Source organism: Amycolatopsis orientalis DSM 40040 = KCTC 9412 (assembly GCF_000478275.1).
GTDB lineage: Bacteria > Actinomycetota > Actinomycetes > Mycobacteriales > Pseudonocardiaceae > Amycolatopsis > Amycolatopsis orientalis.
The window spans coordinates 209,456-229,120 of the sequence record NZ_ASJB01000083.1 but is presented as its reverse complement, the minus strand read 5'-3'; the positions used below and the strand labels follow the sequence as shown (position 1 = coordinate 229,120).

The following is a 19,665-nucleotide window of genomic DNA, read 5'->3' as shown; positions in this document are numbered from 1 at the left end:
CCTGCGCCAATCTCGAGTGCCTAATGTGGTTCGGCGGGCAGGAGGTCGTGCCCGTTCCAGGTGAACCGGGCCGTGGTGACCGCGTCGTCGCCGTCCCCGCCGGTGATCAGCTGATGGATCCCGACGCCGCTGAGTTCGGCGTAGGTGCACCATTCGTGGTCCGACGTCAGCATCAGGTCGAGGTCGAGCGCGGACAGCAGGCCGAAGACCTGCCCCCGGTTCGTGGTGTCGACGCCGACGAACACCTCGTCGAGCAGGATCACCCTCGGCGCCTCCGGTACGGCCTGATAGTGCGCGGCGACGGCGGCGAACAGCGGAAGGTGCAGCGCGATCGCCTTCTCCCCACCGGAAAGCGCGCCGTGCAGCTTCTTGGTCAGCAGCTGCCAGCCCGCCCCGTTGGCGCGGTCCACCTTGACCACGAACCGGTGCCAGGACGTGTAGTCGAAGACCTGCGCGAGCTGCTGTTCCCAGCTGGTCGCGGTGTCGTCCGCCTTCGCCTGCTCGACGCGCTCGCGGAAGAACCGGTGCAGCGATACGCGGTCTTCGGCGGTCAGCTGGTCCGGATCCTTCAGCAACAGGTCCCGCGCGGTCTTGGTGCCCGGCGGCAGGTCGGGGGAGACCTGCCAGACGAGCCGGACGGCGACCCTGGACGCGGTCCGCACCCGTTCCAGGCGCGCGTTCATCCCATCGACGAGGTCGTTGGCCTGCCGGATGCGGGCCGCGAGATGACGGCGGGTGTCACCGGTCAGCGTCTTGTCGAACAGATCGCTCTCGCGGTCGGTGATCTCGTGCCTGCTCTGTTCCGCCTCCGCGTAAAGGATCTTCAGCAGCTCGGCCGCGCCGACCCGCAGCCCGTCGACGACGGCGGTGAAGATCTGGACGTCCTCGTCGGTCTCCAGGTCGAGTTCCGCGCGCGAGCTGAGCGTGTTCCGGCAGGTGTGCACGGCCTCGGAGAGCCGGTGCAGTGCCTCGCCGAGATTGCTCGGCGCGTGCGGCACGGACGGCCACGCCGCGGCCACCAGCCGGGCCGTGTCGAGCGCGGCCTGCACGCCGTCGGACGCGGACAAGGTGGCCTGGAACTTCGGGAGGTCCTCGATCCCGCCGTCCGCCGGGAAGACCCCGGTCGCGAGTTTCCGGAACCGGAGCGCGGCCGTGTCCTGTTTCGCTGCGGCGTCTTCGCGGGCCTGCGCGTCGGTCGTGCGCTGGACGCCGAGTGCGCCCAGGCGGACGGCGAGATCCGTGACTGCCCGGTTCGCGGTGCGCAGTTCGTCGCCGAGTTCCCGAAGTTTCGTGCGCAGGCCGTCGATTTCGGCGAGCACCTCGCGCTGACCGGTGTCGGCGGTGCCTTCGATGGCGTCGAGCATCGCGGTGAGCTTGGTGCGCTCGGCCTCCGCCTCGGCGGCCTCCTCCTCACGCCGGGCCGCGTTCGCCTCGGAGCGCGCCGCCTGTTCGGCGAAGGTTTCGGCCCGCTGCCTCGCCGCACGCAGGATCCCGTGCTCGTACAGCCAGTTCTCGCCCTGGTCGGAATAGGTGCGCAGGGCCGTGGCGAGCGCGGTCAGCGGCGCGCGTTCGGTCGGGAGCCCGCTTTCCGAAGCCTGGCCGGTCAGCTCGTGGAGGGCGTGCTTGGCCTCGGTCTCCAGCGCCGAGACGGTCGTCTCCCGGTGCCGGACGACGGCGTCCGCGGCGGTCAGGTCGGCTTCCGCCCTGGTCAGTTCTCCGGTCGCGGCGACGAGATCCTCGTGGCCGGGCCGGGCGGCGCGTTCGATCTTGATCAGCTCGCGCCTGCCGCGCAGGGCGGCCAGTTCGCCTTCCAGTTCGGCGATCGTCTTCTCGCGGAGGGCGATCTCGTCCCGCAGTCCGGCGATGCGGAGTTCGCGGGCGTGACGGCGAGCCGACGAGCCGATGTACGCCGGCCTCTTCTTCTCCCAGCTCCCGGTCAGCCCGCCCATCCGCCAGCCGCCGTCCGCGCCGATGGCGGCAGGCCCCGACGGCAGCGTGTCGTCGAAGGCGATGGCTTCCAGCACCCGCCGGATCTTCGCCGGGGAGAGTTCCGCGTCGGGTTCCGGCACGAGGACGTCGGCGAGCGAACGGCCGGAAACCGACGGCAGCGTCGCGGTTTCCGCGAGTACGTCGTGTCCGTCGACGACGCCGTGGGAGTTCACCCAGGCGTCCAGCAGACCGGCGCCTTCGAGTGCGGCTTCGATCCCGGCGCGCGCGTCCTCCGGGACGGAGACGGCGAAATCGACCAGCCGCCACAGCGGCGCGCCGCTCATCTCGGTCCGGTCCGCCGTGCGGGTGCGCGGCGACGCGGGCGTGAGGACATCTTCGGTTTCGAGCACGCCCGCCTCGACGAGGAGTTCGTCGTGTTCGGTGCGCGCGGTGGCCAGTGCGGCGCCCGTCGTCGCCTCCTGCCGGATGATGTCTTCGAGCACGGTCTCGGCGACCGCGCTGACCTTGTCCAGCAGCGCGGCTTCCGCCTCGGCCTCCCGCACGAGCGCTTCCGCGTCGGGGAAACGCAGCTCGCGGCAGCCGATCGCCCATTCGGCGAGCCGGGTGCGCAGATCGCTCAGCGCGAGTTCGCGGGTCGCCGTCGTGAGATCCAGTTTGTCCTGTGCGACCGAGAAATCCGACCTCGCCTGGTCGAGATCCGCCTCGGCCTGGTGACGGCGCGCGACGGCGCGCTCGTGCTTGTCCAGCGTCTTGGCGACGGCCTCGACCTGCTCGCGTTTCCCGCGGACCGCGGCCTGCAGCAGCGGACGGAGCCGGGCCGGTTCACCCTGCTTGGTCGATTCATCAAGCCCCGCGACGAGTTCGTCGTGCACCCCGGCCAGATTCGCCCGCGTCGCCGCGGCCCGGACATCGGCCTCCTGCGCGCGGACGAGATCCGCCTGCCGTTTCACGACCTGCTGCGCGGCTCGCGACCGCTCCTCGTCGGCGTCCGCTTCGGCACGGAGCCGGTCGGCGTCCGCGCGGAGCGTTTCCGCCTGCTCCTTCGCCGAAAGGGTCCGCTGCCGCAGTTTGTCGAGTTCCTGGCCCTTGCGGTACGACTCGGATTCGGCCAGCCCCGAGATACGGGCCTCGGCCTCCTCCACGTCCTTTTCGAGCTTCGCCGCGTGTTCCTCGGCGGCTTCCTTGCGCGCGGCGACCTCGTCGTACTCCTCGGCCGAACGGCGGGCGGCCGCGGCGAGTTCGTCGAGTTCGGTGGTCGCGGCGATGAGGTTCGCGGCGCCCGCGCGCAGCACGCGCTGGGCGTAGGTCTTCTGCCGCGCGGCGAGCGCGCGGGTCGCGTCCACCTCGGTCTCCAGCGAGCCCAGCCGTTCGCGTTGCGCGTCGAGCCGTTCGAACCCCTCGGCGAGGTCCGCGATCTCCTGCTGCCCCAGCGGCGGGAGCGCGCGGGACAGCAGGTTGGACAGCAGGCTCGGGTCGAGCCGCTGCGAGAGTTTGGGCATCCGCAATTGGAGGAGCGCGGTGATCAGCGCGTCGTAGCGCTGCTCGCTCAAGCCGGGGAACAGTTTCGCGCGGATTTCGGTCCGGTATTCGGCCGCGCCGGCGTGCACGGTCCCGCGTTCGCCGAGGTGTTCTTCGAGCGCGTTCCTGGTCAGCGGCTGGCCCGCCTCGTTGACCAGCGGCAGGCCGTCACCGACCCGCAGCCCGGTGGTGAAGAAGTCGGCGTGCACCGTGCTGGTGTGCGTACTCGCCTGCAGCCGTGCCCCGCAGGTGAACCAGTCGTCCTCGCCCCGGCGGAATTCGAGCCAGACGTATCCGACGCGAGTGGCGCCGGAAGCGCCTTCGCCCATCAGGTTCCAGTGCATGCTGCGCTCGCTGGTGCCGAAGGTCGACAGCCGGTTGGCGCGCAGGCTCGCGTCGAACAGGAACGGCAGCAACAGTTCCAGCGCCTTGGACTTCCCGCTCCCGTTGGGGCCGCGCAACAGCAGGCGCCCGTCGTGGAACTCGAAGATCTCGTCGTAGTAGCGCCAGATGTTGAGGATGCCCGCGCGGGACGGGATCCACCTCGTCACGGTCACGTCGCCTCCTCTTTTCGGCCGGGGTCTCGGTCGGTGTATCTCGCGGCGGCCGGGAGCGGCCGGACGAGTTCGGCTTCGACGCGGACCAGCCCGAAGCCGGTCAGCACCGCGAGCGCGTCGACGGTCAGCCGCCGCACGCCGTCCTTGCCCCGGTAGGTCTTGGCCCAGCGCGGGAACCGTTTCAGCAGCTTCGCGGTGGCGTTGCGCAGGTAGTCGGTCGTCCGCGGTTCGTCGAGCACGTCGAGCAGCAGGAGCGCGGCGACCTTGGCGTTGCTGCCGTCGTCCGGGAACCGCTCGTCGGTGGCGATGCCGTCGACGTCGACGAGCAGCACCCCCTCGGCCCGCTCTTCGAGGACGAACCCGCCCTGTTCCGCGGCGCGGCGCAGCAGCTGGCGCCCGGTCGGCGAGCCGAGATACGCGCGCTCCTCGGCGGTGAGTTCGGCGAAGTACAGCACGGGATCGTCGACGAGACGGCGGAAGACCGCATGCCGGAGCCACAGGTTCCGCTGGACGTCGGACGCGTTCGGCGTGTCCTCGTGGCGGCCTGAGGAGAGGCCGTAGCGCTGCTCGTACGACACCGCGTCCAGCAGTTCCTCGAACCGCAGCGCGACGTCGTCGGCGGGCACGGCGAGCTGCGACGGCCCGACCGGGGCGGCGAGCAGGCGCAGCAGCAGTGTCGCGTCGACCCGGAACAGCACCTTCGCCGCGGTTTCGTCCACAAAGGACTCGGCGTCGCCGTCGGCCGTCGCGAGGACGCCGTAGGACTCCAGCAGTCTGAGGACGTCCACGAACGCGATGCGCTCGGCCCTGCTGGTGACGTCGAAGGTGGTGACGAGGTCGTCGGCGGCGCTCGCGCGGGCGACGCGGTCGGCGAGGAGGCCGATGGTGGTCACCGGCACGGTCAGGAGTTCGGCCGCCACCACGCAGAGCAGCACGTAGCGGCGGCGGTCGAACGCCGCGCGTCCGGAGCGCAGGCGCCGGGCCGGACGGGTGGGGTCGGCGGACGCGCGGACCTTGACCAGCCGCGCGTACCCGAGCCGCGGTTCGACGGTGAGCGTCCAGCCGCAGTAGTAGTCGAACCACTGCCGGATGGGTTCGCGGCGGCGGCGGATGAGGTCGAAGGTCTCGGGGGAGCCGCGTTCGCCGATCAGCGGCTTCGCCAGCAGGGCCCGGATCCCGCGCGCGACCTCCTCACGCTCCGCGATGACCAGTTGGTTCGTGAGGCTCACGCACCGCCTCCGGCCGTGCTGATCTCGATCTCGTAATCGGGCCCGCGGAAGACGCCGCTCGTCGTGGTGAGGCGCGCGACCGCGCCGTTGTGCGGCGGCCTCAGGATGATCTCGATCTGACCGTCGGACGTCGTGCTCCGGCGGGTGCCGCCGATGCCGGGGCTGCTGCCGAGCGCTTGGCCCAGCAGGTCCAGCAGCCGCTCGAAGACGGTGTGGTCCAGCTTCTCGAACGCCGAAAGCCGCACGACCCCGCCGGTGTCGAGCATGCTCCACGCCGCCTCGAGTTCGGCCCGTTCCGCGATCGCCTGCTGGACTCGTGCGGCCCGGATCGCGGTGACGTCGCGGACCCTTCCGGTCTTGGTGAATCGCTCGGTGCGGCCCGCGGACCGAAGCAGCTCGGAAACCTCGACCGGGGGCGCGTCGAGCCACGACGCCGTCGTGCTGACCACCTCGGGGTCGGCGTGGGCGAGATGCGCGTGCCGCGCGGAACTGAGCCCGAACATCGTGGACCACAGGCGATGGAGGTCCTCCTGCGCCGGGACGACGGTGAACCACCGCGCCAGCTCCCGGAAATCGGCGACCGCGCTGCTCGCGCGCCGCCGCGATTCGGTGATCCGGTCCAGGACCTGGAGAAGCGTGATGATCGCCCGCCGCGCGACCTGGTGGAGGTCCTCGACCCGCGGCGTCGCGCCGTCTTCGGGCAGGAACCACGCGCGGAGCCCGTCCCAGCGGGCCTTGCGCAGTTCCAGCCAGCGCGGGTCCGGCGCCGGCAAGCCGGCCCCGTTGAGCGCGCGGCGATGCACACGCTCGACGCCGTACTCGTCGATCTCCTTGACGCGGGTGCCGATGGTGTGGGTGTGCTGCTCCAGGTCGTTCAGGAACTGCTGCAGATACGCCACCGTGGACGCCTTGACCTCGTGAAACGTCGAGAGGTCCGCTTCCGCGCGCAGCAGGCGTTGCAGGTCGCCGTTGAACCGCTTCGTGTTGTCCCGGAACGTTTCGAGGTGGCTCTCGATCTCGGCGAGCGTGCTGAACACGCGCCTGTCGGTGCCGTCCTCCAGCTGCCTGACCAGCTCGCCGAGCCGCTCACCGAGCGCGTCGAGCGTCGCCGTCTGCAGCGCCCCGGACCCGGCGAGGACCTCGTTCGCGCGGATGATCCCGGCGAGTGCCGCTTCACCCTGTCGCGTGAGCGAGTACTGGAGATTGCGGCGCTCGTACTCGGACGCCGTCCGGTAGTCGCCCGCGTGATTCTGGACGACGTCGAGGTGGCTCTGGCTCCTCAGCTGGTCCAGCGCCTTGGCGAGGTCCTCGTCGTCCAGCGTCTCCAGCCAGCCGGCCTCTCGCAGCCGCGTGCGGATGTCGTCGATACCGAGCGCCGTCTCGAGCCGCTCGTTCGCCTCACCGAAGACGTGCAGGATCGCCAGGGGAAGCCCGGACTTGCTGCCGTCGGTGAAACGGAACATTTCGGGCGGTACACGGATCGGATCCATGCGGCCTCCGGCGGTGGTGCGTGGAGCTACACGTTAGGGGGTCACCCAGGCGAGTCCGAACGGCCCATCTTTTTCACGCTGTGTACTCACGTCGTGAACAGCTCAAGGTGCACGGTGGTCCCCTCGACGGTGACCTTCCGGACCACGCGGCGACCGTTGACGAGCCGGTCGTCCGCCATGACCCCAGGCGCGAAGTTCGACGCTTCGAGCAGCTTGGGCACGTCCTCCGCCGGAAGGGTCAGGACGACCTGGTACCTCGAGTCGATGCCCCGGTCGTACTTCGTCTCCAGCACCTTCCCGCTCGCGGGCATCGAGATCCCGCCGAATCGGAAGGCGTCCTCGGGTGACGGAGCTGGTTCTGGAGTGGCGCAGCCGGCCAGCAGGAGGGCGAGGACCGCGATCAGGAGCTTCACCTAGCGTGAGACGCACGGTGGGCGTAAGCGTTCCGTCACATCGGCGATCAAAAGCTCTCCGCGGTTGAGCGTTGAGGCCTCCAGTAGCTCGGCGAATGTCCCGAGCATCGCCCGATGCTCGGCGGCGCGTCCGGTGTTCCCGCGCCGTGCAAGTGCTCCGACCTGGCATCGAACAACCCGGGAGTCATGCCTTCGACCAAGGCCGCGGCCGCGCGCAGGTCCGAGCCGATCGAGCACCGGCCGGGAGGCGAGGCCGGCCGCAGCATGAACAGGGCGAGGCACTCCAGCGGTTCGGTTCTCACCGCGTAGCCGACAAAGCTGACCGGGTCCAGTGCGGGGTCCGGCCCGCCCCGCAACCGAAGTCCGTGACCGCCGGAAATCGAGAAGTACGGCACGCCCAATGCGGACACCATGACCGCGGCCGTGCGTCGCGCCGGCTGATCCGGGACTTCCGGTGGGACGGCCACGAGACGGACGCAGTGCCGAAGATCGTCCATCGCTTGCCTCCGCTGGTCGTCGCGTTGTCAGAGTTCGAGACCATGGAACGCGCGTTCTCGCCTCGGCGTGGGGCTGTGTGCTCGATCGGCAAGAAGTTTGCGGAACTGTCAAATTGCGATCCGGGCAACGTCCTACCGATGTGAGGCCCCGGTGCGGGACCATCGCCGGGGAGGTCGCCATGGACGCACTCCACCCGTTTTGGTCGTCACCCGAGGTGCTGCACGCCGCCGCGACGGCCCGGTACGGCTGGTTGGCCAGGGCCGTCCGGCGCGCTCGCCGGCTGACGCCGGCGCAGGTGGCGGGCCACTGTCATCTCTCCCTGAGCACGTTGTCGAGGATGGAGACGGGCCAACGCAAACTCATCGATGTCCATTACTTGCGGACCCTCTCCGAGGTACTCGAAATCCCGCCCCACCTCTTTGGTCTCGCACCCGCATTCACCGGCGCGGCGCAAATGCGCGAGGATGGCACGCCGGTTAATGTCGGCACTGCTATCCCCGGCGGACAGGACGGTGACGAGGCGATGCGGCGACGACAGGTGCTCGCGGGGCTGGTCGGTGTCACGATCGCGGGGGTCTTGCCTGGCACGGCGCGCGCGTCCACAGGCGAGGAATCTTTAGAGGCTTTGTTGCTGGCGAAGTCACAGTGCCCGGCTGTACCTGTGCCTCTGGTCTCGCTTTCCCAGGCGCTCGCCGAAGCGCAGAGAAAATTCGAAGCCTGCGAGTATGCGCATCTCAGCCGAGTGCTGCCTCAATTGATAGCCACCGCACACGCGAGCAAGGACGCGTCCGTCGGGCAAATGCGGGAACGGATGTCCGCGGCACTCTCCAGGGCCTATCTGCTCGGTTCGGAACTTGCGGTCAAACAACACCGCGATTGCGTCGCCCGCGTCGCCGCGGATCGGTCACACTCGGCGGCGGAGTCGAGCGGTGACCCGTTGGTGATCGCCGCGAGTTCCCGGGCCATCGCGATCGGAATGCGGCGGCACGCGCTCAGCGCTCCCGAGAAGATCGACAGGGACGCCGGTCTGAACGGTGCCATCACCATGCTCACCAGGACCGCTCTTGACCTGGGAGCCGATCAAGGCAGTCCTCCGGGGCGGCAACTCGCGTCCTACGGCTCGCTCTTGTGCACCGCGAGCTATTCGGCGGCCCAGAACGGGAACAGCGCCCAGGCCGTCGCGCTCATCGAAGAAGCAGAGGACGCCGCGCGGCGGTTGAAGGCCACCGGAAGCGGAATGGGCAACGCGCAATTCAACGCGACCACGGTCGCCGTCTATCGCATCGGTGTGCACACCACTCTCGGTGACACCGCCCGGGCGCTGACGTACTTCGACTCGGTCGATCCCCGGCGACTGCCGAGCGCCGAGCGGCGGGCACGAGCGTTCGTGGACGGCGCGCGAGCCTGGAAGGACCATGGCGACGTCGAGCAGGCCACGGACGCGTTGACCCGTGCCCGTGACTGTGCCCCTCAAGAGCTCGGCAGGCCATCGGTCCAGCGCCTCATCGCCGCCATGGTCGATTCACCCGGGCGTACCCCGGCCGCCCTCTTCGCGCTGGCCCGTCGGACGTAAGGGTTCCGTCACACTCGGGCGGGGATGACAGGGACGCCCGGACACGTTGTACTGGTTGTCAACGACCAGAGGAGATCAATCGTGACGGAAAAGGCTGTTCTCGCGGGCGGCTGCTTCTGGGGTATGCAGGACCTGTTCCGCCGGCACCCCGGAGTCGTCTCCACCAGGGTCGGCTACACCGGCGGCGACGTACCGAACGCGACCTACCGCAACCACGGCTCGCACGCCGAAGGCATCGAGATCGTCTTCGACCCGGCGCAGCTGTCGTACCGGCAGATCCTGGAGTTCTTCTTCCAGATCCACGACCCGACGACCCGCAACCGCCAGGGCAACGACATCGGCACCAGCTACCGGTCGGCGATCTTCTACACCGACGACACGCAGAAGCAGATCGCCGAACAGACGATCGCCGACGTCGACGCTTCCGGCAAGTGGCCGGGCAAGGTCGTCACCGAGGTGACCCAGGCCGGCGACTTCTGGGAAGCCGAGCCCGAACACCAGGACTACCTGGAGCGCATCCCGAACGGCTACACCTGCCACTACGTGCGGCCGGAATGGCAACTGGGCGAGCGCTGATCGTCGCGCTGCACGTCTCTTCCGTGCACGCTTACGAGGGCCGTCCTTCTGACGGCCCTCGGCCCGATCCTGCTCCGGTCTCGCGCGACCACGTCGAGGTGCGCGCGGGGCTGGGGCTGGTGGGGGACCGGTACTTCAACCATTCCGCACATCGCGAGGCCGCGGTGACGCTTTTCTCGGCGTCTGTGCCTGGTGATCCGCTGCTTGCTCGGCGGAACATCGTGCTGTCGGGGTTCGATGTGGATGCTGTGCCGCGGGGGTCTGTGGTCACGTTGGACTCTGGCGATGGTCCGGTGCGGTTCGAGGTGCACCGGCCCGCTAATCCCTGCGCTTGGATGGACGTCGTTTACCCTCGCGGGACTTTCCGGGCTTTGCGGGGGCGGGGTGGGAAGCGGTGCGTGCCGCTGGATGACGGTGTTCTACGCGTCGGGCCAGTGGAGATTCAGTACATGTGGTCGTGAGTGGTAAGTGTTGTTCTAACCCTCATTACCACTCACGACCCGCACGTCCTGGGCGCCCCGATCACCATCCGGCCGCCGGGGCTGGGAAGATCGGTTGCCGACCGGTGAGAAACGGGATCTAGCGAGTCATTTCCTCCAGGAACTCCTGGGTTTCGGGATCTTCGGAGAAGATGGCGGTGCCGCGCATCCCACGGGTGAGCAGGACCTTGTAGGTGTTCTTGATCAACGCGCCGAAATGCAGTTCATCGGCCTTCCGGACTTCGGTGTCCTTGGAGTTCTCGCGCACTGGGCGCCACATGCCGTCACGACGGACGAGGTCCTTGCCGAAGATCACGCCCGACCAGTCGTACTCGAAGCCCTGAGCGGTGTAGATGCACCCCACCTGTCCGAAACCGCGCTCATCGGTCGCCCAGTAGCTGGCCCCGGGAACGTCCGGCACCGTCTTCTCGCCTTTGGCGTTCCACGGTCGTTTCCATGCTCCGATTTGGACGTCGTCCACCAGACGAAGGCCATCGGAGGTCTTGACCGGATTGCTCCACGGCCAGCAGAAACCGGCCGCGAGCCGCCCGACCCCACCGTGCTGCGCCTGCTGGCGCAGTACCCAGGATTCCAGCGCCTCGGGTGACGAGGCGGTGGTCAAAGTGATGCCGTCGTCGAGTGGCCCCGCCAGTTTGCTCCACGGAATCGGTGGTTCGGCGGAACCGAGGCCGAGCAGCCTGGCGACCCAGGTGTCGTAGGAGACCGAGCCACCACACCGCAGCTGATCGTGCAGCCGGACGACCTCCACCTCGCAGCCGAGTGCTCGGGCAGCGGTGGCGATCTCCTTGAGAGACCCCATTTCACCGGGGCGCACAACCTGGTGCTCGTCAAGAAGGAAGACGGGGACGGTCGCCACGTTGACGAGTTCGTTCACCTGACGATCGGCGCGCTCGCGCCGCTCCTTCTTGGTGAACCTGTCGACGCCCTTCTCGCGGATGCGATGTGCTTCGTCGCAGATCAGGACATCCAGTTCGCGAGGCTCGCTGCCCACGTAGGCGTTGAAGTACTTGAACAAGCTCTGTACCCGGGTGTTGCCACGGCCCGCGTACTTACGCATGGTCATGGTGAAGGACTTCGAGCCGGTCGCGTGGTGGACTCCGAGACCGCGGCGAGCCAGTTCGCCGAGCAGGCTCAACGCGATCACGCTCTTGCCAGAACCAGGGCCGCCTTCGACGATCACGACCGTCCGGGTCTGTGCCGCCCGGGACCGCTCGACCGCGTGCAACACCAGTTCGTACGCGACCTTCTGTTCGTCCAGCAGAACGAACTGCTCGCGATCCCTGATCTCGGCCGCGGCCAGGTCCAGCAACGGTTTGGTGGGACGGTGGGTGAAACCGCTGAACTCGTCGCCGGATTCCACGTTCTTCCGCCTGCCGACCGAGGGATCGAGGACGGCGTTGAGGTGCTCGCCCATCGCCGCTTTGTCGTCCATGGTGAACAGGCGGCTGGCGGGATTGGGGTTGTTCTGAAGCAGACCGGCCACGTCTGTTCGGCGCGCGTTGTGCAGGTATGCCATGCCGTGCACCGCGTGCGGCCGATCCGCGAGCGCGGGGGTGTGGTCCACGAAATACTGGCGGTAACCGTGCACCTGCTGGGCCGGATGAAGATGGTGTCCTGGAAGCCCGGGAACATTGATCACCTCGGACAGGTACGACTCGGCCGTTGACCACTGTTTGAGCTCGATGAACACGAAAGAGCTCTGTCCAGTACGAGGGTGGACACCACATAGCACGACGTCGATCCGCTGCTTGCTGTGCGGCAGTTGATGCTCGAGAAGGACCTCGACGTCGCCGAGGCCGGCGTCCGCGAGATCCGTCAACAGGATGGGCAGGCTCTTCCGCCAGGAGACCACCTCACTGGTCCCCACCCTGCTGTCGAGCGTGAATCCGGCCTGGTCCTTAAGACGGCTGTGCAGGTGTCCCGCACGGGCTTCGATCAAGAGATCGGCCGCGCTACCGCGCGCAAGAGCCACTCGTCCCTCCCCCGGGCGTGTGGGTCGCCCAAGTGCTTCCCAGCTGTCGATCATAACCCGCTAGAGTGACGCTTGCCTTCACGCAAGAGTGTGGAAGGCCAAGTGGCGGTAACGGCCCTGGGGAGGGTGGCTTGCCGGTCAGTAAGACTGCGGATGACCTGCGAGAAGAACTTCGGCACGAACGCATTCTCATGGAACTCGCCCGGCATACGGGAGTCACCTACAAGGTGTCCGAACACCATGGTGAAATCGGTTCGTGGCGGAGAAGCCTTCCGATACTCGCCGAAATGTTGTGCGCCGCCGGCCTCGGTCATGTGCAGGTCCTGCTCGAATACCGGCTTCCGTACAGCCCGAAGCGTGTGGACGCCGTCCTCTGCGGGGTTCATCCGGAAACCAAGAGACCTTCTTATGTACTCGTCGAGCTGAAGCAATGGAGCGACGCGAAGGCGGTTGGCGCGGGCTTGGTGAGAGTTCGCGGCGGGAGGCGGCAACCGTACCTGCATCCGGCTGAACAGATCAGGCGATACTGCCGTCAATTACTCGACTTCATTCCCGCCTTCGCGCGAATCCCCGGACAGGTCAAAGGGGTCGCGTACTTGCACAATGCGGTACGGGGCAAGGACTGGACACTGGACGACTTCGAGTTCGACGACTTCGGTCAGCTCTACACGTCGGACCTCCAAGGCGACCTGGTCGCCGATCTGTGGTCGGTACTCGACACGGATCCGCGTACGGCCGACATGGCGATGGCTGCGGCCCATGAGTTGATCTCCGCGCCACCGGCCCCGGCTCGCAACCTGCTCAAAACGGCCGCCGATGCCTTGTCCGCCAGGGATGACTTCGTTCTGCTCGACGAGCAGCAGGTCGCCTACAAGACCGTGCTGGACGCGGTCGCGGAGGCGGAAACCGGCGACGGTAACCGGCGGAAGAAGGTCGTCGTCGTCAGTGGCGGGCCAGGGTCGGGCAAGAGCGCCATCGCCGTGACGCTCCTCGCCGCCCTCGCGCGGCAGAAGCGAAGAGCACTTCACGCGACAGGCTCGAAAGCCTTCACCGAGACCTTGCGGGAGAAGGTAACCGGCGATGACGAGCGATATGGCGAGATCTTCAAGTACTTCAACGAGTTCGGTTCGGCGCCGGCGGACGCGCTGGACGTCCTGATCTGCGACGAGGCCCACCGGGTCCGAGGCATGCCCGCTCGGCTGCACGGGAAGGTGCGGAGCCAGATCGACGAACTGATCGAGGTGGCCAAGGTGCCGCTCTTTCTGCTGGACGAACACCAAGTAGTGCGTCCTGGTGAGATCGGGACCAAGGGGGACATTCTCGCCATCGCCGACATCAAGGGCTGCGATGTGATCGAGATCAGCCTCGAGGGTCAGTACCGGTGTGGGGGCTCGGCGCGCTTCGACGAATGGGTGGTCCGCCTGCTGGGCCTCGGTTCGGGGCCGCCGGTGGCCTGGTCGGAGCTGGTCGAAGGAAGCGAAGACGAGTACGTGGTCGACTCGGTCGGGTCACCGCATGAACTGGAGAACTGGCTCCTTCGGCAGGCGAAGACCTTCTCGGGCACTGCGAGGATGGCAGCCGGTTTCTGCTGGGATTGGCGGGATCCGGTCGAGGTCGACGGAGAACTGAGACTGGTCGACGACGTGCAGATCGATGGATGGCGCCGTCCGTGGAACACCAAGCGGGGATTCGAGGTTCCAGGAGTTCCGTCCGCTTCCTTATGGGCCTCGGAGCCCGAAGGATTCGGGCAGGTGGGGTGCATCTACACCGCTCAGGGCTTCGAGTATGACTGGGCGGGTGTCATTTTCGGCGACGATCTGGTCATCCGGAACGGGAAGTGGTTGGCCCGCCCCGATTTCTCCTTCGATCGTTCCGTGAAGGACGCCGGAGCAAGTAAGTTCGACCGGTTGGTCCGGAACACCTACAAGGTGCTCATGACGCGTGGCATGCAGGGAGTGTGCGTCTACTCCAAGGACGATGAGACGAACGACTTCCTCCGGAAGTTCTCGAGGTAGCCACGGCGGCCGAAACCAGGGCGGTCGATGAGCGGGGTTCGACTCCGGTCACTCGGATATCGAGGACTGAGAACACCGCCGCGACGGCGGGCAGGATCGGTGAGAGTGCCCCCGGCAGGATTCGAACCTGCGACACCCGCTTTAGGAGAGCGGTGCTCTATCCCCTGAGCTACGAGGGCATGTACTGCCGGGCACAGCCTACCGGGTCACCGGGTCCGGCCGTGCGTGAGGTCAGGTCACGATGCGGCCGCCGAGGTGAAGTGCCCGGAGCACCCGAACGGCGGTTGCCCCCGAGCCCGAGAAGGAGCATGCGGCCGAGAAGAGACACTGGCCGACTAGTGACACTCGACCTGCGGATCCGCGGCCCGGCGGCCAGACTCGGGACCGGCAAACCAGGGCTGAATCGAGAGCTAGATCGACACAGATGACCCGCGAGGGTCACTCGTACGTGTCTGGTTTCGAAACCCTGAACAACAGTAGGTAATCTTCGTTAACGGGACGCGAGACGCCGCTCCCCCGGCTGCCGGAGGGCTTCGTTGATCAAGCTCATGTTCGCCGACGACGAGGAACTGGTCCGTTCGGGCCTGCGTGCCATGATGTCGGGCGCTGCCGACATCGAGATCGTGGGCGAAGCGAGCGACGGGAGATCAGCGGTCGAGGTCGCCCGGCGGTACCACCCTGACGTCGCGCTGCTCGACATCAAGATGCGGTCCCCTGACGATGGCATCCGCGCGCTCAGGGCCATTCTCGCGTTGCCGGATCCGCCGACCGTGGCCATGTTGACCACGTTCGACATCGACGACTACGTCAGTCTCGCGCTCAGGCTCGGGGCCAACGGCTTCCTGCTGAAGGACATCGACCCGGCGGCGCTGCTGCGGGCGGTCCGTGACCTGGCGCGCGGGGGTGCGGTGCTGGATCCGGGGGTCGCGGCGCGCATGGTCCAGTCGCATCGGGACGAGCAGCGGGCCGCGCAGCCGGCGCGCAAGCTGCTCGCGTCGCTGTCCGAGCGGGAGCGTGAGGTCGTCGGGCTGATCGGGCAGGGGTTGTCCAACGCGGAGATCGGCGGGCGCTTGCATCTGTCCGAGGCCACGGTCAAGGGCTACGTCTCGGCCGTCCTGTCCAAGATCGGCGCGGCGAACCGGGTGCAGGCGGCGCTGCTGGCCTACCGCGGCGGCCTGCTCGACCAGTAATGATCCTCACCGCGCTCGAGTTCCTCGGCTTGATCGCGTTCGCGGCTTCGGGTGCGCTCGCGGCGGTGCGGTCCAGGTTGGACGTCTTCGGGGTGGTCGTCGTGGGGCTGACCACCGCGCTCGGCGGCGGGATCATCCGTGACGTCCTGCTCGGGATCACGCCGCCGACCACCCTGCGGACGTGGCCTTATCTCGCGGTCTGTGGCGGGACGGCGCTGGTGGTGTTCGTGTTCCACCCGCAGATCGCGAAGCTGCGGCGCGGCGTGCTCCTCGCCGACGCGCTCGGGCTCGGGGTGTTCGCGACGGCGGGGACCACCATCGCGTTGAACGCGGGCGCGACTCCCTACGCGGCGTGCCTGATCGGGATGACGACGGGTATCGGTGGCGGCGCGGTGCGTGATCTCCTGCTGCGGGAAATCCCGCTCGTGCTGCGGAAGGAGATCTACGCGGTCGCGGCGCTCGCGGGGGCCGTGCTGGTCGTGATCGGTCACGCTCTGCGACTGCCGCCGGGCCCGGTGACGGCGGTAGCAGCTGCTGCCGTGGTGGGGGTCCGGATGCTCGCTTTGTGGCGCAGATGGAACGCACCTGTTGCGAAAGGGCCCGAGACCGGCTGAAACGTCTTCTGGACTGCCGGATTTCCTTTGTTTGTTCTGTGTGTGTTCTTAGGCGAGTCTCAGCACGCTGCGTAAGACTGTCGTCATGCGCATCCTCGTAGTGGACGACGACAGGGCCGTCCGTGAATCACTCAGGCGATCCCTTGAGTTCAACGGGTACCAGGTGGAACTGGCCGGGGACGGCGCGCAGGCCCTGGAAGCGATCATCGCCAACAGACCCGACGCGATGGTCCTCGACGTGATGATGCCGCGGCTCGACGGCCTGGAGGTGGCCCGACGGCTGCGAAGCACCGGTGACGACCTGCCGATCCTCGTGCTGACGGCGCGGGACACGGTGTCCGATCGCGTGTCCGGTCTCGACGCAGGCGCCGACGACTACCTCCCGAAGCCCTTCGCGCTCGAGGAGCTCCTCGCTCGCCTTCGCGCGCTTCTGCGCCGGGCGATCCCGGATCCGCAGGCGGGGCAGAACGCCGAGATCCTGTCGTTCGCGGATCTCACCTTGGACCCCGGGACGCGCGAAGTGCGCCGCGCCGGCCGGGAGATCAGTCTCACGAGGACCGAATTCGCGCTGCTGGAGCTGTTTCTCTCCTACCCGAAACACGTCCTGACTCGCAGCCGGATCCTGGAGGAAGTGTGGGGATACGACTTCCCGACGTCGGGCAACGCACTGGAGGTCTACGTCGGCTATTTGCGCCGAAAGACCGAGGCTGGGAGCGAACCGAGGCTGATCCACACGGTCAGGGGAGTGGGATACGTCCTGAGGGAAACCCCGCCGTGACGGACCCGGTCGAGGTCGCCGACGGATCCGAAAAGGATCCGCGCGGCGACCGCTGGGGCACGCGGCGCTTCTCGCTCCGCGGCCGGGTGACGCTGCTCGCGGCCGTTTCGGTGGCGGGCGCGGTGGCGTTGGTGTCACTCGGCGCGTATCTCGTCGTGAAGGAGAACCTCTACCAGCAGGTCGACGACAACCTGCTGGCCCGCGCGCAGGCCGCGGTCGACTCGCCGCAGGTGCAGACCGAGCTGCAGCAGGTGCCGGGCGCCTTCCTGGCCAGCGCGGACCTGCAGATCGGCCAGCTGACGGTCGGGGAGAAGGTCCGGCTGACCTATCCGCAGTCCGGAAGCCGCCCGCCCTACGGTCCGGACGAGATCGCGGTCGCTTCGGGGACCTCGCCGTTCTCCCTGCGCACCGACCCGAGGACCGACAGCCGGGTCGTCGCGCTCCCGCAGGGTGCGGGGCAGGCGATGGTGCTCGCCCAGTCGCTCGGCCCGACCAAACGCACCCTGAACGAACTCTCCGTCGTCCTGTTCCTGATCGGCGGCGCCGGGATCCTGGTCGCCGCGGCGGCGGGCACGGCGGTCGCGAGAGCGGGCCTGCGACCGGTCGACAGGCTGACGTCGGCGGCGGAACGCGTCGCCACCACGGGTGACCTGCGGCCGATCCCGGTCAGCGGCGACGACGAACTCGCCCGGCTCACGCAGAGTTTCAACACGATGCTCGGCACGGTCGCCGAATCGCAGGAACGGCAACGGCAGCTCGTCGCCGACGCCGGTCACGAACTACGGACGCCGCTGACGTCGCTTCGCACGAACCTGGAACTCCTGTTGTCCGCGAGCAGGCCGGGCGCGCGCACGCTGTCCGACGAGGACCGCAGCGACATCGAGGCCGACATCCGCGGCCAGCTCGACGAGCTGACTCAGCTGATCGGCGACCTCGTCGAACTCGCGCGCCAGGACGAGCCGCGGATCGAGCACGAGCGGGTCGAGATGGTCGACGTCGTCGAGCGCGCGCTCGACAGGGCACGCCGCCGGGCGGGTGAGATCGAGTTCGACGTCTCGCTCCAGCCGTGGGTGCTGACCGGCGACACCAGCGCGCTGGAACGCGCGGTGCTGAACCTGCTGGACAACGCGGTGAAGTTCTCGCCGGAGGGCTCGTCGGTCGGGGTCCGGCTGTATCCGGTCGGCGACGGCACCGCGGTGCTCGAGGTCGAGGACGCCGGGCCGGGGATCGCCGACGAGGACCTGCCGAAGGTGTTCGACCGGTTCTACCGCTCTTCCGAGGCGCGGACCCTGCCCGGTTCCGGGCTCGGCCTCGCCATCGTCCAGCACGCCGCGCAGCGCCACGGCGGCGACGTCTACGCCGGACGCGCGCCCGCGGGCGGCGCGCTGATGACCATGCGACTTCCGGGAGCCCCTGCCTGATGGGTGATTACGACAAGGGTCTCGAACTGCTGCGCCTGCTCGGCGGCGTCGAGGACCCCGCCGTGCTGCAGCTGTTCGAAAGCGTCCAGGCGACGGACTTCGGCGAGGAAGCCGTCGCCTTCGTCTACGGCGGCGTCTACCAGCGTCCGGGGCTTTCGCTGGCACAGCGGCAGCTGGTGACGGTCGCCGCGCTGGAAGCCTTGGGATACGCGGAAGCGCAGCTTCGGTTCCACCGGACAGCTGTGACGAACGTCGGCGGCGAGTTGGACTCCGACGACGAAACGACCAGGCGGCTCAGGCTGATCGCGGTGCACACGGCCAAGGGCGGGGTGGCGCCGGAGCTGGCCGACGTCCTCCGGGAAGCACGGGACGCGGGCGAGCTGCGGGAGGCCATCGAGGCGATCCTTCATCTCGCCGTCTACGTGGGTTTCCCCGCCGCCCTCAACGCGCTCGGCGCCGCCCGTACCCTGACGAGTGATGAGCACCGAGAACGCGCCTGAGCCGCCGCCCCGCCGTCTGCTGTGGACACTGCTGGTGGCCGCGGTCCTGCTGGCCGCCGACCAGCTGACCAAATGGTGGGCCGTCGACGCCCTCACCGACCGGGCGCCGATCCCGGTGATCGGCGACTTCATCCGGTTCCGGCTGCTCTACAACCCGGGCGCGGCGTTCTCGCTGGGTGCCGGTTCCACCTGGATCTTCGCGGTCCTGGCCGCGGCCGCGGTGGTCGCGCTGCTGTGGATCTCCCGCAAGGTCCGCTCGGCGGGCTGGGCGATCTCGCTCGGCTTGCTGCTCGGTGGCGCGACGACGCATCTGGGAGACCGGCTCTTCCGCGAGCCCGGCTTCGCGCGCGGTCACGTCGTCGACTTCATCGACTACAACGGCTGGTTCGTCGGGAACGTCGCCGACATCGCGCTGTTCTTCGGCGCGGTTTCGCTGTTCGTGCTCAGCTTCCGCAACGTGCCGATCGACGGCGTCAAGCAGACGGCGTCGGAGTAACGAGACAGAACTCGTTCCCTTCCGGATCGGCGAGGACGACGAGCCCGTCCTCGGGGTGCGCGAGCACCTTCGCGCCCAAAGCGACGAGCCGTTCGACGTCGTCGCCGGTCAGATCCAGATGCACGCGGTTCTTGGCGATCTTCCCCTCCGGGACCAGGTTGAAGAACAGCCGCGGTCCCGATGGTCCTTCGACCAGCACCGAAGGATCGTCTTCGGGACCGGAAAAGCCCAGCGAGCGAAGGCGTTCAAGCTCTTCTTCGTCATAGGGTGCGACTTCGTAGCCGTCGAGCGCCGCCGCCCAGAAGCGGGCCAGCGAAGCCGGGTGGTGGCAGTCGAAGACGACGTCGCGAAGCCTGGCCATGGCCTCATGGTGAC

General features: G+C 68.1%; 16 protein-coding genes and 1 tRNA gene. 9 read left to right on the top strand and 8 right to left on the bottom strand.

Annotated elements, in window-relative coordinates; translation table 11 throughout:
* Nucleotides 1–20: 20 nt before the first annotated feature.
* The 4 genes from L324_RS32200 to L324_RS32185 all read right to left on the bottom strand — a co-directional run bounded on the left by L324_RS32200 (nt 21) and on the right by L324_RS32185 (nt 7,157).
* Nucleotides 21–4,025 (bottom strand): TIGR02680 family protein, encoded by a 4,005-nt coding sequence (locus L324_RS32200; RefSeq protein WP_037317626.1) that lies wholly within the window; start codon nt 4,023–4,025, stop codon nt 21–23.
* Entirely contained in the window at nt 4,022–5,254 is a 1,233-nt protein-coding gene (locus tag L324_RS32195) for a TIGR02678 family protein (protein WP_037317623.1), read from the bottom strand. Before L324_RS32195 ends, L324_RS32200 begins: the two co-directional genes overlap by 4 nt.
* Complete coding sequence (locus L324_RS32190) at nt 5,251–6,744, bottom strand: TIGR02677 family protein (RefSeq protein WP_037317620.1); 1,494 nt, start codon at nt 6,742–6,744, stop codon at nt 5,251–5,253. The genes L324_RS32195 and L324_RS32190 overlap by 4 nt, the downstream gene beginning before the upstream one ends.
* A gap of 86 nt (nt 6,745–6,830) precedes the next feature.
* Nucleotides 6,831–7,157, bottom strand: a complete 327-nt coding sequence (locus L324_RS32185; protein ID WP_037317617.1) for a hypothetical protein — start codon at nt 7,155–7,157, stop codon at nt 6,831–6,833.
* Between the two features lie 676 nt (nt 7,158–7,833).
* Here L324_RS32185 and L324_RS32175 point away from each other — a divergent pair.
* Nucleotides 7,834–9,228 (top strand): helix-turn-helix domain-containing protein, encoded by a 1,395-nt coding sequence (locus L324_RS32175; RefSeq protein WP_081736561.1) that lies wholly within the window; start codon nt 7,834–7,836, stop codon nt 9,226–9,228.
* Between the two features lie 81 nt (nt 9,229–9,309).
* The gene (gene msrA, locus L324_RS32170) at nt 9,310–9,804 is read left to right on the top strand and encodes a peptide-methionine (S)-S-oxide reductase MsrA (RefSeq protein WP_037317611.1); all 495 of its coding nucleotides are present in this window, start codon (nt 9,310–9,312) and stop codon (nt 9,802–9,804) included.
* A gap of 579 nt (nt 9,805–10,383) precedes the next feature.
* Here msrA and L324_RS32165 read toward each other — a convergent pair.
* Nucleotides 10,384–12,276 carry a DUF2075 domain-containing protein gene (locus L324_RS32165; RefSeq protein ID WP_037317609.1) on the bottom strand — a complete coding sequence of 631 codons (1,893 nt, stop codon included), beginning with the start codon at nt 12,274–12,276 and terminating at the stop codon, nt 10,384–10,386.
* Nucleotides 12,277–12,326: 50 nt separating this feature from the next.
* Entirely contained in the window at nt 12,327–12,662 is a 336-nt protein-coding gene (locus L324_RS43010; RefSeq protein WP_162531619.1) for a hypothetical protein, read from the bottom strand.
* A gap of 210 nt (nt 12,663–12,872) precedes the next feature.
* Here L324_RS43010 and L324_RS32160 point away from each other — a divergent pair, with 210 nt between their 5' ends.
* Nucleotides 12,873–14,291, top strand: coding sequence for a DNA/RNA helicase domain-containing protein (locus L324_RS32160; RefSeq protein ID WP_235783712.1), 1,419 nt, complete (start codon nt 12,873–12,875; stop codon nt 14,289–14,291).
* Nucleotides 14,292–14,397: 106 nt separating this feature from the next.
* On the opposite strand, the gene L324_RS32155 is transcribed toward L324_RS32160, so the two are convergent.
* Nucleotides 14,398–14,470: transfer RNA gene (locus L324_RS32155), tRNA-Arg, on the bottom strand.
* A 357-nt stretch (nt 14,471–14,827) separates the two neighbouring features.
* Here L324_RS32155 and L324_RS32150 point away from each other — a divergent pair.
* The 6 genes from L324_RS32150 to lspA all read left to right on the top strand — a co-directional run bounded on the left by L324_RS32150 (nt 14,828) and on the right by lspA (nt 19,290).
* Nucleotides 14,828–15,481, top strand: coding sequence for a response regulator (locus tag L324_RS32150; RefSeq protein WP_037317606.1), 654 nt, complete (start codon nt 14,828–14,830; stop codon nt 15,479–15,481).
* On the top strand, nt 15,481–16,095 hold the full coding sequence (locus L324_RS32145; RefSeq protein ID WP_037317604.1) for a trimeric intracellular cation channel family protein: 615 nt from the start codon (nt 15,481–15,483) through the stop codon (nt 16,093–16,095). The genes L324_RS32150 and L324_RS32145 overlap by 1 nt, the downstream gene beginning before the upstream one ends.
* Before the next feature lie 85 nt (nt 16,096–16,180).
* Nucleotides 16,181–16,873 (top strand): response regulator transcription factor, encoded by a 693-nt coding sequence (locus L324_RS32140; RefSeq protein WP_037317602.1) that lies wholly within the window; start codon nt 16,181–16,183, stop codon nt 16,871–16,873.
* Entirely contained in the window at nt 16,870–18,294 is a 1,425-nt protein-coding gene (locus L324_RS32135; protein ID WP_037317600.1) for a sensor histidine kinase, read from the top strand. The genes L324_RS32140 and L324_RS32135 overlap by 4 nt, the downstream gene beginning before the upstream one ends.
* Nucleotides 18,294–18,794, top strand: a complete 501-nt coding sequence (locus tag L324_RS32130; RefSeq protein WP_037317597.1) for a carboxymuconolactone decarboxylase family protein — start codon at nt 18,294–18,296, stop codon at nt 18,792–18,794. The genes L324_RS32135 and L324_RS32130 overlap by 1 nt, the downstream gene beginning before the upstream one ends.
* Nucleotides 18,772–19,290 (top strand): signal peptidase II, encoded by a 519-nt coding sequence (gene lspA / locus L324_RS32125; RefSeq protein WP_037317594.1) that lies wholly within the window; start codon nt 18,772–18,774, stop codon nt 19,288–19,290. Before L324_RS32130 ends, lspA begins: the two co-directional genes overlap by 23 nt.
* On the opposite strand, the gene L324_RS32120 is transcribed toward lspA, so the two are convergent.
* Entirely contained in the window at nt 19,268–19,651 is a 384-nt protein-coding gene (locus L324_RS32120) for a VOC family protein (RefSeq protein ID WP_037317590.1), read from the bottom strand. The genes lspA and L324_RS32120 overlap by 23 nt on opposite strands.
* Nucleotides 19,652–19,665 lie beyond the last annotated feature (14 nt).

What these genes read in the sequence shown, in the direction of transcription:
- L324_RS32140 (WP_037317602.1), top strand. Translation starts at nt 16,181, where the DNA reads ATGCGCATCCTCGTAGTGGACGACGACAGGGCCGTCCGTGAATCACTC.
- L324_RS32190 (WP_037317620.1), bottom strand. Translation starts at nt 6,744, where the DNA reads ATGGATCCGATCCGTGTACCGCCCGAAATGTTCCGTTTCACCGACGGC.
- L324_RS32130 (WP_037317597.1), top strand. Translation starts at nt 18,294, where the DNA reads ATGGGTGATTACGACAAGGGTCTCGAACTGCTGCGCCTGCTCGGCGGC.
- L324_RS32120 (WP_037317590.1), bottom strand. Translation starts at nt 19,651, where the DNA reads ATGGCCAGGCTTCGCGACGTCGTCTTCGACTGCCACCACCCGGCTTCG.
- L324_RS32175 (WP_081736561.1), top strand. Translation starts at nt 7,834, where the DNA reads ATGGACGCACTCCACCCGTTTTGGTCGTCACCCGAGGTGCTGCACGCC.
- L324_RS43010 (WP_162531619.1), bottom strand. Translation starts at nt 12,662, where the DNA reads ATGAACCCCGCAGAGGACGGCGTCCACACGCTTCGGGCTGTACGGAAG.
- lspA (WP_037317594.1), top strand. Translation starts at nt 18,772, where the DNA reads ATGAGCACCGAGAACGCGCCTGAGCCGCCGCCCCGCCGTCTGCTGTGG.
- L324_RS32145 (WP_037317604.1), top strand. Translation starts at nt 15,481, where the DNA reads ATGATCCTCACCGCGCTCGAGTTCCTCGGCTTGATCGCGTTCGCGGCT.